Consider the following 12094-nt stretch of genomic DNA (forward strand, 5'->3'; position numbering starts at 1 on the left):
CTCAGGAACGCTCGGCCCATGCAGCGCGGCTGAAAAATTTCATGGTCACCGCGTGGATGCTGCCATCGGCAATCCAGGGGTTCAGATGGGTATAAATCTGTTGCTGACGTTTGACCGGGCTCAGGCCGGCCAACTCGTCGCTGATGATATTCAGCTGGAAGTTGCAGCCTTCGCCTTCGACTTCCACTTTGATTTCCGGCAGCTTTCCTTCAAGGAAGCTTTTAACTTCTACGGCCTGCATGCTTAACCTCGATCGGCGCTGTACGCGCGCGGGTCTGGCATCATACAAAAAAAGCCCATGTTATGCGAAGCCCGACAAGCAGGTCCCGGATAAAGGGCTTTTTCGATAGTGCTTTTCAGTGGGCGTCCAGCAGCTCGGTCAAACCTGATACGCGAGCTATCTGGCGCATGTCTTCGGGGAGCGAGCGCAACGTCATGGACTTGCCCGCATCCCGGGCATCGCGCATGAACGCCAGCAACAAGGCCAGACCGACGCTGCTGGACTTCTCGACACCCGAGCAGTCCAGCGTGAGGTCTGCCAGATCACCGGATTTGATCAGTGCCGCACCCTGCTTGCGCAGTTGCGGCCCTGTGCGGTAATCCAGCACACCAATCAGCCTGAGCTCACCCGGCCCGACAAGGCGAACGGCAGATTCGGTCATTGCACCGGCTTCTGCGTAGCATCGACGGTAGATTTGGTCTTGGCCACTTCGCCAGCCCAGTTGTTGATGGTGGTGTCCAGGTTGTTGCCGTTGCGCTGCATCGCATCAGCGAACTGATCACGGAACAGTTTGCCGATATTGATACCGTTGATGACAACGTTACGCACTTTCCACTCGTCGTTCAGCTTGACCAGCGTGTAGGACACCGGATAAACCGCGCCGTTACTGCCCTTGACCTGCATGTCAACGCTGGTGCGGTCATTGCCTTCGTCCTTGGCAGGTGCGACGGTGATGCCCTGATTGTTGAATTCAAGCAAGGCATTGCCATAGAACTGCATCAGGCTTCGCTTGAAGTTTTCCTCGAAACGCTTTACCTGTTCGGGACTCGCCTTGCGGGAATACTTCACGGTCATGATGCTTTTGGAGATGCCATCGGCATCCACGACAGGACCGACGATGCGGTTCAGTGCATCGTAGAACGCGCTTGGGTTGGCTTTGTACTGCTCGCGATTGGTCGCCAGGTCACTCAACAGTTCCTTGGTGGTGCGCTCCACCAGGTCATGAGCCGACGGGGTGGCCGCGGCATTCGCCAGCATTGGCAGAGTGGCCAGCAATACCAGCAGGCCACGGCGCAGAATAGAGATCATTTGAAGCTCCTCACTTGGCGTCTTTACTAACAGTATTGAGCAGGAATTTTCCGATCAGGTCTTCCAGCACCAGCGACGACTGCGTGTCATGGATAGTCCCGCCATCCTTGAGCAGCTTGTCATCGCCACCGACGCTGAGACCAATGTATTTTTCACCCAGCAAACCGGCCGTCAGAATCGACGCAGTCGAGTCCGAAGGCAGATTATCGACCTTCTTCTGAATTTCCAGTGTGACGCGACCGGTAAAGGTATCGCGATCCAGATCGATCGCCGTCACCTTGCCGATCGTGACGCCAGCCATGCTTACCTTGGCTCTGACAGTCAAACCGGCAATATTGTCGAAGTAGGCATAAAGTTTATAGGTGTCGGTGCTTGCGCTCGTGCTCAGACCACTGACTCGCAGGGCCAGCAGGAGCAGAGCCAGTATCCCCGCCAGCAGGAACAGACCGACTCCGGTTTCGATGGCACGGTTTTGCATCAGAAATCTCCAAACATCAAAGCGGTCAAAATAAAGTCCAGTCCCAGCACGGCTAACGAGGCGTAAACGACGGTTCTGGTCGTCGCGCGACTGATCCCCTCGGAAGTAGGCTCGCAATCGTAACCCTGGAAAACGGCAATCCATGTCACCACGAAGGCAAATACGACGCTTTTGATCACCCCATTGAGCACATCGTTCGTGAAAGAAACGCTGTTCTGCATGTTCGACCAGAAAGAACCGTCATAGACTCCCAGCCAATCAATCGCCACCCAGGAAGCACCCCAGATACCGACCACGCTGAAAATCATCGCCAGAATCGGCAGCGAGATGAACCCGGCCCACAGACGCGGCGCAACGATGTACTTGAGCGGGTCGACACCGATCATTTCAAGGCTCGACAGCTGCTCGGTGGATTTCATGTTGCCAATCTCGGCGGTCAATGCCGACCCTGCACGACCGGCGAACAACAAGGCCGTCACCACAGGACCAAGCTCACGCAGCAGGGTCAGGGCAACCATCTGGCCGACCGCCTGCTCCGAACCGTATTTGGTCAGGATGCTGAACCCCTGCAGCGCCAGTACCATGCCGATAAACATGCCGGACACCACAATGATGACCAGCGACATGACACCTACCGAATACAGCTGCCTGACCAGCAATTGAAAACTGCTGCCCGCACCGCCGCGACCGAGCAAGGCATGCACCAGAAACAGACCGGAGCGCCCCAGAACAGTAACAATATCAATGGCCGACCGCCCCAGCAGGCGAACCCGGTCCATCAGTGACTTATTGCGCATCAGCGCTTCCCCAATAGATCTTCGCGAAAATCCGGCGCCGGATAGTGGAACGGTACAGGACCGTCAGGCTCGCCGGTCATGAATTGACGAATACGTGGATTGTCCGAGGACATCAGTTCCTGAGGCGTACCCTGCCCCAGCACCTGCCCGTCGCCGACAACATATAGGTAGTCGGCAATGCTCGCCGTCTCGCTGAGGTCATGCGACACCACGATGCTGGTAATACCCAGCGCGTCGTTGAGCAGGCGGATCAGACGCACCAGCACCCCCATCGCAATCGGGTCCTGCCCGACGAAGGGCTCGTCATACATGAGAATCTGCGGATCAAGAGCGATTGCGCGCGCCAGCGCGACACGACGCTTCATGCCGCCCGACAATTCGTCCGGCATCAGCTCCACCGCGCCGCGCAGGCCTACGGCCTGAAGCTTGAGCAGAACGATGTCGCGGATCATTTCTTCCGGCAGCTCGGTGTGCACGCGCAGGGGAAAGGCGACGTTTTCGAAAACATCCAGATCGGTAAACAGCGCACCGCTCTGAAACAAAACGCCCATCTGCTTGCGGGCATCGAACAGATCACTGCGCGACAGCTCCGGCAGATTCTGGCCGTTGACCCACACCTGCCCTTCGCTCGGGCGCAACTGGGCACCCATCAGGCGCAGCAGGGTCGTCTTGCCGCAGCCTGACGGCCCCATGATCCCGGTGACCTTGCCGCGCGGAATACGAATATCAACGTTATTGAAAATGCTGCGCGCACCGCGTTTGAAAGACACACCTTTCAACTCGACCGCATAGGCGTCATCAGGACTCATCTAAACTCCTTGCGATACAGCTTCCACCCCGAGCCGCCGGTTTTTGAACACCGAGAGGCTGCCCAGGCGTGCCGAACAGGCCGCGAACTATATCACCGCAGCCACCCGCCCCCAAGAAGAGAACCGAGCGGTTCAGGTATTCGCTGAATTATTCTGTACCACAATGTTATGGCCACAGGCTTGAATACAGACACGCAGGTGCGTAGGAAATTCGTTTAAAAACAACACAACGACGATCAGACGTGAGGGAATCGTTCATTACCGCTATAATCGCCGCCTTTCAGCAGGCTGATCCTCTCCAGACATGAACCAATCCAGTGACCTGATCCAATCGGCGCAACGCACCATTCGCCTTGAGATAGAAGCCATACAAGGCCTTCTTGAACGTCTTGACGGCGACTTCGTGCGCGCGTGCGAAATGATCCTCGCCAGCAAAGGGCGTGTGGTCGTGGTCGGGATGGGCAAGTCCGGACACATCGGCAACAAGATCGCTGCCACGCTGGCGAGCACCGGCACCACCTCGTTTTTCGTGCATCCGGCCGAAGCCAGCCACGGCGACATGGGCATGATCACCCGCGATGACATCATCCTGGCCCTGTCGAACTCCGGCAGCACCAACGAAATCGTCACCCTGCTGCCACTGATCAAGCGCCTGGGCATAAAGATGATCAGCCTGACCGGCGACTCCGAGTCCATTCTGGCCAAGGCTGCCGACATCAACCTCAACGCGCATGTCGTGCATGAGGCCTGCCCGCTCAACCTGGCGCCGACGTCCTCGACGACCGCCGCACTGGTCATGGGCGACGCTCTCGCCGTGGCACTGCTCGACGCACGTGGTTTTACCGCCGAAGATTTCGCATTCTCCCATCCGGGCGGCGCATTGGGTCGCCGCCTGCTGCTCAAGGTCGAGAATGTGATGCACTCCGGCGAATCACTGCCCAGCGTGCAACGCGGCACTCTGCTGCGCGACGCGCTGCTTGAAATGACTCGTAAAGGTCTGGGCATGACGGCTATCGTCGAAGCCGACGGCACACTGGCGGGCATCTTCACTGACGGAGACTTGCGCCGGACATTGGACCGGCCTGTCGATATACGCCAGACCATCATTGATGAGGTCATGACGCTTCATGGCAAGACCGCCCATGCCGAGATGCTCGCTGCCGAGGCGCTGAAGATCATGGAGGACAACAAAATCAGTGCGCTTGTTGTCGTAGACCAGAACGACCGTCCGGTTGGCGCATTCAATCTGCAGGATCTCCTGCGCGCAGGCGTCATGTAATGGAAACCGAAATAATGACCCAGGATCTCATGCAACGCGGCAAGGCCATCAAGCTGGCAATCTTCGACGTCGATGGCGTACTGACCGATGGCCGCCTTTACTTCATGGAAGATGGCAGCGAGATCAAGACATTCAATACTCTCGACGGCCAAGGCATTAAAATGCTGATAGCCTCGGGGGTCACCACCGCGATCATCAGTGGCCGCAAGACCGCGATAGTCGAGCGCCGGGCAAAGAGCCTGGGCATTGAACACCTGTTTCAGGGACGTGAAGACAAACTGGTGGTACTGGACAAGTTGCTGGCAGAACTCAACCTGAGTTACGAACAGGTCGCCTATCTGGGTGATGATCTGCCAGACTTGCCCGTCATCAGACGCGTCGGTCTGGGCATGGCAGTGGCCAATGCTGCCGGCTTTGTACGCGAGCACGCACACGGGATAACCAGGGCGCGAGGCGGCGAAGGTGCAGCGCGCGAATTCTGCGAACTGATTCTGAGTGCGCAAGGCAACCTTGAAGCGGCTCACTCCGCCTATTTATAGAAGCCATTATGTTCACTAAAAAAATTCGCAAGTTCCTGCTTCTCGGGGTACTGGCGCTGCTGCTGGCAGCGGTCGGTTACTGGAACATCAGCCCGGAAAGCTTCATGGACCAGCCTGATGCGTCGCTTGACGACACGGCGATCGACTACTATGCGATCAATACTCGCAGCGTGCAGTACCTGCCAGACGGCACACTTCAGTACGACATGACCTCCGACAAGGTCGAGCATGTGAAGGCCACAGATGTGAGCCTGCTGACGACACCCAATCTGAACATGTACCGCGGCGGAGCATTTCCGTGGCACGTGCAAAGCAAGCGAGGTGAAGTTTCGTCCGACGGCGATCAGGTCGAGCTGATGGATTCCGTTCGTGTTGAACGCACCGATGAAAAACAGCGCACGACCATTATTACCAGCAGCCGCATGACCGTATTTCCTCAGAAGGAATATGCGCAGACCGACCAAGACGTTAGAATCGACGGCGCGGGCGGTGTCACTACGGCCAAGGGAATGAAAGCGTATTTGAAAGACAGCAGGATGGACCTGCTGTCCAACGTAAGAGGACAGTATGAGGCTCGTTAAAACTCTTCCTTTATTGCTCGGCCTGGGCGCAGCACTGGGAAGCGCGAGCGCCTGGTCCCTGCCAACCGACCGAGATCAGCCTATCCACATCCAGTCTGACGATGCTCAGCTCGATGACAAGAAAGGCGTGGCTACTTACAAGGGCAATGTCATCATCACTCAGGGCTCGATGAAAATCACGGGCAACACCGTGACAATCACGCGTAATGCCCAGGGCGAAGTCGACGTCTTCACCTCCGTCGGCAACCTGGCTTACTACGAGCAGAAGCCTGCCGTAGACAAACCGATCGTGCAGGCCTATGCCGTCACCATCCAGTATTACGCTGGCCAGGACCGTATCGTCCTGATCGACAAGGCCAAGGTCATCAATGATGGCAACACCTCGGAAGGCGAGAAAATCGTCTACGACACGGTTAGACAGGTCGTCACCGCCGGTCGGGCCAATGGCGGCGCCAAGGTGACTACACCACGTCCGCGTATCGACATGGTCATCCAGCCGAAAAAGAAAACCGATCAACCTCAGAAGGCCCAGTAAATGGCGACGCTCAAAGCCCAGCATCTGGCTAAAAGCTACAAAAGCCGGCAGGTCGTGCGCGATGTGAGCATTTCCATCGACAGCGGCCAGATCGTAGGCCTGCTGGGCCCGAACGGCGCCGGCAAGACCACCTGTTTCTACATGATAGTGGGTCTGGTCCAGGCTGATCAGGGTCGTGTGCTGATTGACGATCTGGATGTCAGCCATCAACCCATGCACGGTCGCGCCCGCGCGGGCATCGGCTATCTGCCTCAGGAAGCCTCGATTTTCCGCAAGCTGTCGGTGTCCGACAACATCATGGCGATTCTCGAGACCCGCAAGGAGCTCGATGCCGGTGCGCGCCGCAAGGAACTGGAAAGCCTTCTGCAGGAGTTCCACATCACCCATATCCGCGACAACCTGGGCATGAGCCTGTCCGGCGGTGAACGTCGCCGCGTGGAAATCGCTCGAGCCTTGGCCACCGCACCGAAATTCATCCTGCTGGATGAACCGTTCGCAGGTGTCGACCCTATTTCGGTAGGCGACATCAAGCAGATCATTCACCATCTCAAGGCCAAGGGTATCGGTGTACTGATCACTGACCACAACGTCCGGGAAACGCTGGATATCTGCGAAATGGCCTACATCGTCAACGATGGGCAGCTGATTGCGGAAGGCGACTCCGAGACCATTCTGGCGAACCAGCTGGTGAAAGAGGTCTACCTCGGCCACGAGTTCCGCCTTTAATCGACTGCCCCGTTGGGCTTCGCAGCCGATTGATGCCTACGCAGTGTATTGACAACATTTTATTTGTCATACCACTCTAGGCAAACGCACAGGTTTCAGGCATATAATTTGCTTAAGTTGGCGCCACGGCGCCTGTAGTAGATGGCGCATGCGCGCCGGCGAATAAGGTGTTTAGCCCCTGCCATGAAACCATCGCTAGTCTTGAGAATGGGCCAGCAGCTGACGATGACACCGCAGCTGCAACAGGCAATCCGCTTACTTCAGCTTTCCACTCTGGATCTCCAGCAGGAGATCCAGGAAGCGCTGGAGTCAAACCCTATGCTGGAGCGGCAGGAAGAAGGCGACGACTTCGACCACTCCGACCCGCTTGCCGACAACATCGAACAAAAGCCCAACCCCGACGTTCAGGAACCGACTTATCAGGAATCCGCGCCTACCGTGGATAACCTTGAAGAAGGCGAATGGAACGAACGCATTCCCAATGAGTTGCCCGTCGATACTGCATGGGAAGACATCTACCAGACCAGCGCCAGCAGCCTGCCAAGCAATGATGATGACGAGTGGGACTTCACCACACGCACCTCTGTGGGCGAAAGCCTGCAAAGCCACCTGCTGTGGCAACTGAATGTTGCGCCGATGTCCGACAAGGATCGCCTGGTGGCGGTCACGCTGATCGACTGCATCAACAACCAGGGCTACCTCGACGAGACGCTCGATGAGATTCTCGAGTCGTTCGACCCCGAACTGGACATAGAGCTCGACGAAATCGAAGCGGTACTGCACCGCATCCAGCAGTTTGAACCTGCCGGCATCGGCGCACGCAACCTGAGCGAATGCTTGCTGCTGCAACTGCGCCAACTGCCGGCGAAAACACCTTGGCTGACAGAAGCACAACGCCTGGTCAGCGACTACATCGACCTGCTCGGAAGCCGCGATTACGGCCAGCTGATGCGGCGCATGAAGCTCAAGGAAGACGAGCTGCGCCAGGTCATCGAGCTGGTGCAGAGCCTCAACCCGCGTCCAGGCTCGCAAATCGAATCCACCGAAGCCGAATACGTCATTCCGGACGTCATCGTGCGCAAGGACAACGAACGCTGGCTGGTCGAACTCAATCAGGAGTCGGTGCCACGCCTGCGCGTCAATCCGCAATACGCAGGCTTCGTGCGACGCGCCGACACTAGCGCAGACAACACCTTCATGCGCAATCAGTTGCAGGAAGCACGCTGGTTCATCAAGAGCCTGCAAAGCCGCAACGAAACACTGATGAAGGTCGCCACGCAGATCGTCGAACATCAGCGCGGTTTTCTCGAGTACGGCGACGAGGCCATGAAGCCGCTCGTCCTCCACGACATTGCCGAAGCAGTGGGCATGCACGAGTCGACCATCTCGCGGGTGACCACGCAGAAATTCATGCACACCCCACGTGGCATTTACGAGCTGAAATACTTCTTCTCAAGCCATGTGAGCACCTCCGAGGGCGGCGAATGCTCGTCCACGGCAATTCGCGCAATCATCAAAAAACTGGTTGCGGCGGAAAATCAGAAAAAGCCGTTGAGTGATAGCAAGATCGCTGGTTTACTGGAGGCACAAGGCATTCAAGTAGCCCGTCGCACAGTCGCCAAGTACCGTGAGTCTCTCGGGATCGCCCCTTCCAGTGAGCGTAAGCGACTGATGTGATACAGGCAGAGCCACAGCGTCCCAGTGGCAGGCGCCATGCCTGCCTCTTTATGCACTGGCAAAGGAGAAAGCTGTATGCAAGTCAACATCAGTGGACACCAACTGGAAGTGACCAAACCCCTTCGTGAATACGTTGAGCTCAAGCTCAAGAAGCTCGAGGGGCATTTTGACAAGATTACCAACGTGCAGGTCACGATGACGGTCGAAAAGCTCAAGCAGAAGATCGAAGCCACGTTGCACATCCATGGTGGAGAGGTCGTTGCCAATGCTGAACATGATGACATGTACGCTGCCATCGACCTGCTCACTGACAAGCTAGATCGACAATTGCTCAAGCATAAGGAAAAGCAGCAAAGCATCCTCAAAGGTGCGGCCGCTCGCTAACGCCCATTTAATGATCCGAATCGAAAATATCCTGACCCCCGGCCGTTCGCTCGTGGACGTGCCGGGTGACAGCAAAAAGCGTGTACTCGAAGACATCGCCAATCTGATCGCTCGTGAAGTACCGGGCATGGATTTCGAGACGGTGCTTGGAAGCCTCGTTGCCCGCGAAAAGCTGGGCTCGACCGGTTTTGGCAACGGTATTGCCATCCCTCATTGCCGCCTCCCCGGCTGTGAAGAACCCGTCAGTGCGGTCATTCACCTCACCAACCCTATCAACTTCGATGCTATCGATGGCGCACCAGTGGACCTGCTTTTCGTGTTGCTGGTCCCGCAAGCCGCCACCGATGCACACCTGGAGCTGCTGCGCCAGATCGCAAGCATGCTTGACCGCGCCGATGTGCGTGAACGCCTACGCAGTGCCAAAAGCGGTGAAGCGCTTTATCAAGTGGTGCTGGACGTGCAGAACGGCCACTGACCATGCGCATGATCATCGTCAGCGGCCGCTCCGGCTCAGGCAAGAGTACGGCGCTCGATGTGCTGGAAGACAACGGTTTCTATTGCGTCGACAACCTGCCAGCCGGCCTGCTGCCGGAACTGGCCGAGCGCGCGCTGATCAACACCGAACTGGCTGAACCGCTGCTGGCAGTTTCCATTGATGCACGCAATCTGCCCAGCCACCTCACACGCTTCCCGCAGATGCTGGATGAAGTGCGTTCACGCAATATCCAATGCGACGTGCTTTACCTGGACGCCGACGAAGCCACCCTGCTCAAGCGTTTCTCAGAAACCCGACGTCGCCATCCGCTGAGCACAGCGGACCGCTCGCTGGCTGAGGCGATACGGGACGAGACCACCCTGCTCGGCCCGATCATCGACCTGGCCGATCTGAAGATCAACACCACTCACCTGAACCTGTACCAGCTGCGTGACGCACTGAAACTGCGCCTGCTGAACAAGCCCGAGCCGGGTACGGCGTTCCTGATCGAATCGTTCGGCTTCAAGCGTGGCATGCCTGTCGATGCAGACCTGGTATTTGACGTGCGTTGCCTGCCCAACCCTTATTGGAAGCCTGAGCTGCGCGACCATTCGGGCCTGGAACAACCGGTTATCGACTATCTGTCGGTGCAGCCTGATGTCGAAGAAATGTTTCAGGACATCTTCGCTTACCTGAACAAATGGCTACCCCGGTTTGCAGCCAGTAACCGTTCTTACGTTACCATTGCCATCGGCTGCACCGGCGGACACCACCGTTCCGTCTACCTGACCGAGCGGCTTGGTCAGGTCTTGCAACAATCACTCAAGAACGTTCAGGTCCGCCACCGCGACCTTAGCTGAAAGGATTTACACTGCGATGCCCGCTCGTCAAATCACCATCATCAACAAACTGGGCCTGCACGCCCGCGCTGCCGCCAAATTCGTCGGCGTCGCAGGCAAGTTCCCCTGCAAGATCAGGGTCGGCCGCACTCCGGAGAGCATGGTCGACGGCAAAAGCATCATGGCCGTGATGATGCTGGCTGCCGGCAAGGGCACCGAGATCCACCTGCACACCGAAGGTGAATTCGAACAGGAAGCGCTCGATGGCCTGGTCGAGCTGATCGACAACCGGTTTGATGAGGGCGAATAAGCCCTCGGACAAACGCGGTATCCGTCACCACCAGCCTTGCACGCGTATCCAGTTCAGCCCATGGACAATCAGGAGCGCCATACCCGCCAACAACAGCACGCTCCCGACTGCCAGACGAAATAACCGCACATTGCTGAGCATGAGGAGTTCTGAGCGCATAGGCTGCCTTGGATGCGGTTGCCAGGCTCAGGCCAGGGCGGCCTGATAACGGCGAGACACCTCATCCCAATTGATCACGTTATAGAACGCGTTGATGTATTCGGGACGACGGTTCTGATAGCGCAGGTAGTAAGCGTGCTCCCACACGTCCAGCCCCAGAATCGGCGTGTTGCCGTTCATCAACGGGCTGTCCTGATTACCGCTGCTTTCCACTACCAGCTTCTTGTCAGGCGTGACGCTCAGCCATGCCCAGCCACTGCCAAAACGGGTCAACGCAGCCTTGGTGAATGCCTCCTTGAAGCTTTCATAGCCGCCCAGTTGCTCATCGATGGCCGACGCGACAGCGCCTGTGGGCAAGCCTCCCCCGCCTGGCACCATGACCTCCCAGAACAACGAGTGATTGGCATGGCCGCCACCCTGATTGATCACCGCGGGGCGCAGATTTTCAGGCAACTGCTGGACGCTGGCGACCAGCTTCTCCACAGACCAGTCGGCGAACTCCGTGCCTTCCACCGCCGCATTGAGGTTGTTGATGTACGTCTGGTGATGCTTGGTGTAGTGGATTTCCATGGTTTGCGCATCGATGTGCGGCTCGAGCGCATCGTAGGCGTAAGGCAGTGCTGGCAATGTATGAGACATTCAATGTGCTCCGTAGAAAAGTTCGGATTGAGTGGCTGAAGTGCGCTGCAGCGATGAACGCGTGTGCTCGCCGTTGCTGTTCAGCAAACGATGGGTACGCGGGTACTCGCCATGCTCGCTGATGAAACTCAATAGCTCGGCGTAGGTTTTGCTGCTATGGCGCAAGGCCGCTTCACGCAGGGCGGGAGGCAGGCGCTGGCTCTGCATGGTCTGCAACAGGTGTTGATGGATGGCGCACAGGTATTCGGCGCTTTCCTCCGGCTGCCCCAGGCTGAGGTGCAGGTCCGCCAGGTTGTGATGGGAGATCACACACGCCGCGACGGCTTCGTCCACGTCCGGCCACCGCTCGAACAGCACCTGCGCCAAGGCCAGCGCCTGAAGGTACAGCTCACGGGCTTCGACCCACTCACCGAGACTGAAACAGCGATTGGCCTGTTCAATGGTGCGTTTCCAATGCTGCATGACATACCTCCAGAGGCGCAGGCTGGCCGGATCAACTGATCCTGACGGCCACAGCACACCTTCAAATGATATTCATTATTAAATGAGATTTTGACT

The 12094-nt window shown here is 57.3% G+C and carries 18 protein-coding genes; 10 read left to right on the plus strand and 8 right to left on the minus strand.

Annotated features, from left to right (window positions below; genetic code table 11):
- Position 1 precedes the first annotated feature (1 nt).
- The 6 genes from JOE39_RS14650 to JOE39_RS14675 form a co-directional block, all read right to left on the minus strand.
- Positions 2–241 (minus strand): BolA family protein, encoded by a 240-nt coding sequence (locus tag JOE39_RS14650; protein ID WP_002555079.1) that lies wholly within the window; start codon positions 239–241, stop codon positions 2–4.
- A gap of 115 nt (positions 242–356) precedes the next feature.
- Positions 357–662 (minus strand): STAS domain-containing protein, encoded by a 306-nt coding sequence (locus JOE39_RS14655; protein ID WP_003313585.1) that lies wholly within the window; start codon positions 660–662, stop codon positions 357–359.
- Complete coding sequence (locus tag JOE39_RS14660; protein WP_003395243.1) at positions 659–1309, minus strand: ABC transporter substrate-binding protein; 651 nt, start codon at positions 1307–1309, stop codon at positions 659–661. Before JOE39_RS14660 ends, JOE39_RS14655 begins: the two co-directional genes overlap by 4 nt.
- Before the next feature lie 10 nt (positions 1310–1319).
- On the minus strand, positions 1320–1787 hold the full coding sequence (mlaD, locus tag JOE39_RS14665; protein WP_003313587.1) for an outer membrane lipid asymmetry maintenance protein MlaD: 468 nt from the start codon (positions 1785–1787) through the stop codon (positions 1320–1322).
- On the minus strand, positions 1787–2584 hold the full coding sequence (gene mlaE, locus JOE39_RS14670; RefSeq protein WP_003313588.1) for a lipid asymmetry maintenance ABC transporter permease subunit MlaE: 798 nt from the start codon (positions 2582–2584) through the stop codon (positions 1787–1789). Before mlaE ends, mlaD begins: the two co-directional genes overlap by 1 nt.
- Complete coding sequence (locus tag JOE39_RS14675) at positions 2584–3393, minus strand: ATP-binding cassette domain-containing protein (protein WP_003313589.1); 810 nt, start codon at positions 3391–3393, stop codon at positions 2584–2586. Before JOE39_RS14675 ends, mlaE begins: the two co-directional genes overlap by 1 nt.
- A gap of 304 nt (positions 3394–3697) precedes the next feature.
- Between JOE39_RS14675 and JOE39_RS14680 the strand changes: the two genes are divergently transcribed.
- From JOE39_RS14680 to JOE39_RS14725, 10 genes are all read left to right on the plus strand, one after another.
- Positions 3698–4672, plus strand: coding sequence for a KpsF/GutQ family sugar-phosphate isomerase (locus tag JOE39_RS14680; protein ID WP_003313590.1), 975 nt, complete (start codon positions 3698–3700; stop codon positions 4670–4672).
- The gene (locus JOE39_RS14685; RefSeq protein WP_004416184.1) at positions 4672–5211 is read left to right on the plus strand and encodes an HAD family hydrolase; all 540 of its coding nucleotides are present in this window, start codon (positions 4672–4674) and stop codon (positions 5209–5211) included. The genes JOE39_RS14680 and JOE39_RS14685 overlap by 1 nt, the downstream gene beginning before the upstream one ends.
- An 8-nt stretch (positions 5212–5219) precedes the next feature.
- Entirely contained in the window at positions 5220–5792 is a 573-nt protein-coding gene (gene lptC / locus JOE39_RS14690; protein WP_003400249.1) for an LPS export ABC transporter periplasmic protein LptC, read from the plus strand.
- Entirely contained in the window at positions 5779–6327 is a 549-nt protein-coding gene (gene lptA / locus JOE39_RS14695; RefSeq protein ID WP_003424523.1) for a lipopolysaccharide transport periplasmic protein LptA, read from the plus strand. Before lptC ends, lptA begins: the two co-directional genes overlap by 14 nt.
- Positions 6328–7053: an LPS export ABC transporter ATP-binding protein gene (lptB, locus tag JOE39_RS14700; RefSeq protein WP_003313594.1), complete on the plus strand. Its 726-nt coding sequence runs from the start codon at positions 6328–6330 to the stop codon at positions 7051–7053.
- A 183-nt stretch (positions 7054–7236) separates the two neighbouring features.
- The gene (locus JOE39_RS14705) at positions 7237–8730 is read left to right on the plus strand and encodes an RNA polymerase factor sigma-54 (protein ID WP_003340639.1); all 1494 of its coding nucleotides are present in this window, start codon (positions 7237–7239) and stop codon (positions 8728–8730) included.
- Positions 8731–8805: 75 nt separating this feature from the next.
- On the plus strand, positions 8806–9114 hold the full coding sequence (gene raiA, locus JOE39_RS14710) for a ribosome-associated translation inhibitor RaiA (protein ID WP_002555091.1): 309 nt from the start codon (positions 8806–8808) through the stop codon (positions 9112–9114).
- 10 nt (positions 9115–9124) lie between these two features.
- Positions 9125–9589 carry a PTS IIA-like nitrogen regulatory protein PtsN gene (gene ptsN, locus JOE39_RS14715; RefSeq protein ID WP_003313596.1) on the plus strand — a complete coding sequence of 155 codons (465 nt, stop codon included), beginning with the start codon at positions 9125–9127 and terminating at the stop codon, positions 9587–9589.
- Between the two features lie 2 nt (positions 9590–9591).
- On the plus strand, positions 9592–10449 hold the full coding sequence (gene rapZ, locus JOE39_RS14720) for an RNase adapter RapZ (protein WP_002555093.1): 858 nt from the start codon (positions 9592–9594) through the stop codon (positions 10447–10449).
- Positions 10450–10465: 16 nt separating this feature from the next.
- A complete protein-coding gene (locus tag JOE39_RS14725) occupies positions 10466–10738 on the plus strand; it encodes an HPr family phosphocarrier protein (protein WP_003313599.1) in 273 nt (90 codons plus the stop codon).
- Positions 10739–10924: 186 nt separating this feature from the next.
- Here JOE39_RS14725 and JOE39_RS14730 read toward each other — a convergent pair whose 3' ends face one another.
- A complete protein-coding gene (locus tag JOE39_RS14730) occupies positions 10925–11536 on the minus strand; it encodes a superoxide dismutase (RefSeq protein ID WP_024663098.1) in 612 nt (203 codons plus the stop codon).
- Entirely contained in the window at positions 11537–11998 is a 462-nt protein-coding gene (locus JOE39_RS14735; protein ID WP_024683964.1) for a tetratricopeptide repeat protein, read from the minus strand.
- Between the last annotated feature and the right edge of the window lie 96 nt (positions 11999–12094).

The sequence above is a fragment of the Pseudomonas sp. PvP100 genome (genome assembly GCF_017833055.1).
GTDB lineage: Bacteria > Pseudomonadota > Gammaproteobacteria > Pseudomonadales > Pseudomonadaceae > Aquipseudomonas > Aquipseudomonas syringae.

Bases quoted from the DNA above. Each gene is read 5' to 3' on its own strand.
- JOE39_RS14725 (WP_003313599.1), top strand. From the start codon at position 10,466: ATGCCCGCTCGTCAAATCACCATCATCAACAAACTGGGCCTGCACGCC.
- JOE39_RS14660 (WP_003395243.1), bottom strand. From the start codon at position 1,309: ATGATCTCTATTCTGCGCCGTGGCCTGCTGGTATTGCTGGCCACTCTG.
- JOE39_RS14655 (WP_003313585.1), bottom strand. From the start codon at position 662: ATGACCGAATCTGCCGTTCGCCTTGTCGGGCCGGGTGAGCTCAGGCTG.
- JOE39_RS14680 (WP_003313590.1), top strand. From the start codon at position 3,698: ATGAACCAATCCAGTGACCTGATCCAATCGGCGCAACGCACCATTCGC.
- JOE39_RS14675 (WP_003313589.1), bottom strand. From the start codon at position 3,393: ATGAGTCCTGATGACGCCTATGCGGTCGAGTTGAAAGGTGTGTCTTTC.
- JOE39_RS14730 (WP_024663098.1), bottom strand. From the start codon at position 11,536: ATGTCTCATACATTGCCAGCACTGCCTTACGCCTACGATGCGCTCGAG.
- lptB (WP_003313594.1), top strand. From the start codon at position 6,328: ATGGCGACGCTCAAAGCCCAGCATCTGGCTAAAAGCTACAAAAGCCGG.
- raiA (WP_002555091.1), top strand. From the start codon at position 8,806: ATGCAAGTCAACATCAGTGGACACCAACTGGAAGTGACCAAACCCCTT.
- JOE39_RS14705 (WP_003340639.1), top strand. From the start codon at position 7,237: ATGAAACCATCGCTAGTCTTGAGAATGGGCCAGCAGCTGACGATGACA.
- JOE39_RS14735 (WP_024683964.1), bottom strand. From the start codon at position 11,998: ATGCAGCATTGGAAACGCACCATTGAACAGGCCAATCGCTGTTTCAGT.
- lptC (WP_003400249.1), top strand. From the start codon at position 5,220: ATGTTCACTAAAAAAATTCGCAAGTTCCTGCTTCTCGGGGTACTGGCG.
- JOE39_RS14685 (WP_004416184.1), top strand. From the start codon at position 4,672: ATGGAAACCGAAATAATGACCCAGGATCTCATGCAACGCGGCAAGGCC.
- mlaE (WP_003313588.1), bottom strand. From the start codon at position 2,584: ATGCGCAATAAGTCACTGATGGACCGGGTTCGCCTGCTGGGGCGGTCG.
- JOE39_RS14650 (WP_002555079.1), bottom strand. From the start codon at position 241: ATGCAGGCCGTAGAAGTTAAAAGCTTCCTTGAAGGAAAGCTGCCGGAA.
- ptsN (WP_003313596.1), top strand. From the start codon at position 9,125: ATGATCCGAATCGAAAATATCCTGACCCCCGGCCGTTCGCTCGTGGAC.
- lptA (WP_003424523.1), top strand. From the start codon at position 5,779: ATGAGGCTCGTTAAAACTCTTCCTTTATTGCTCGGCCTGGGCGCAGCA.
- rapZ (WP_002555093.1), top strand. From the start codon at position 9,592: ATGCGCATGATCATCGTCAGCGGCCGCTCCGGCTCAGGCAAGAGTACG.
- mlaD (WP_003313587.1), bottom strand. From the start codon at position 1,787: ATGCAAAACCGTGCCATCGAAACCGGAGTCGGTCTGTTCCTGCTGGCG.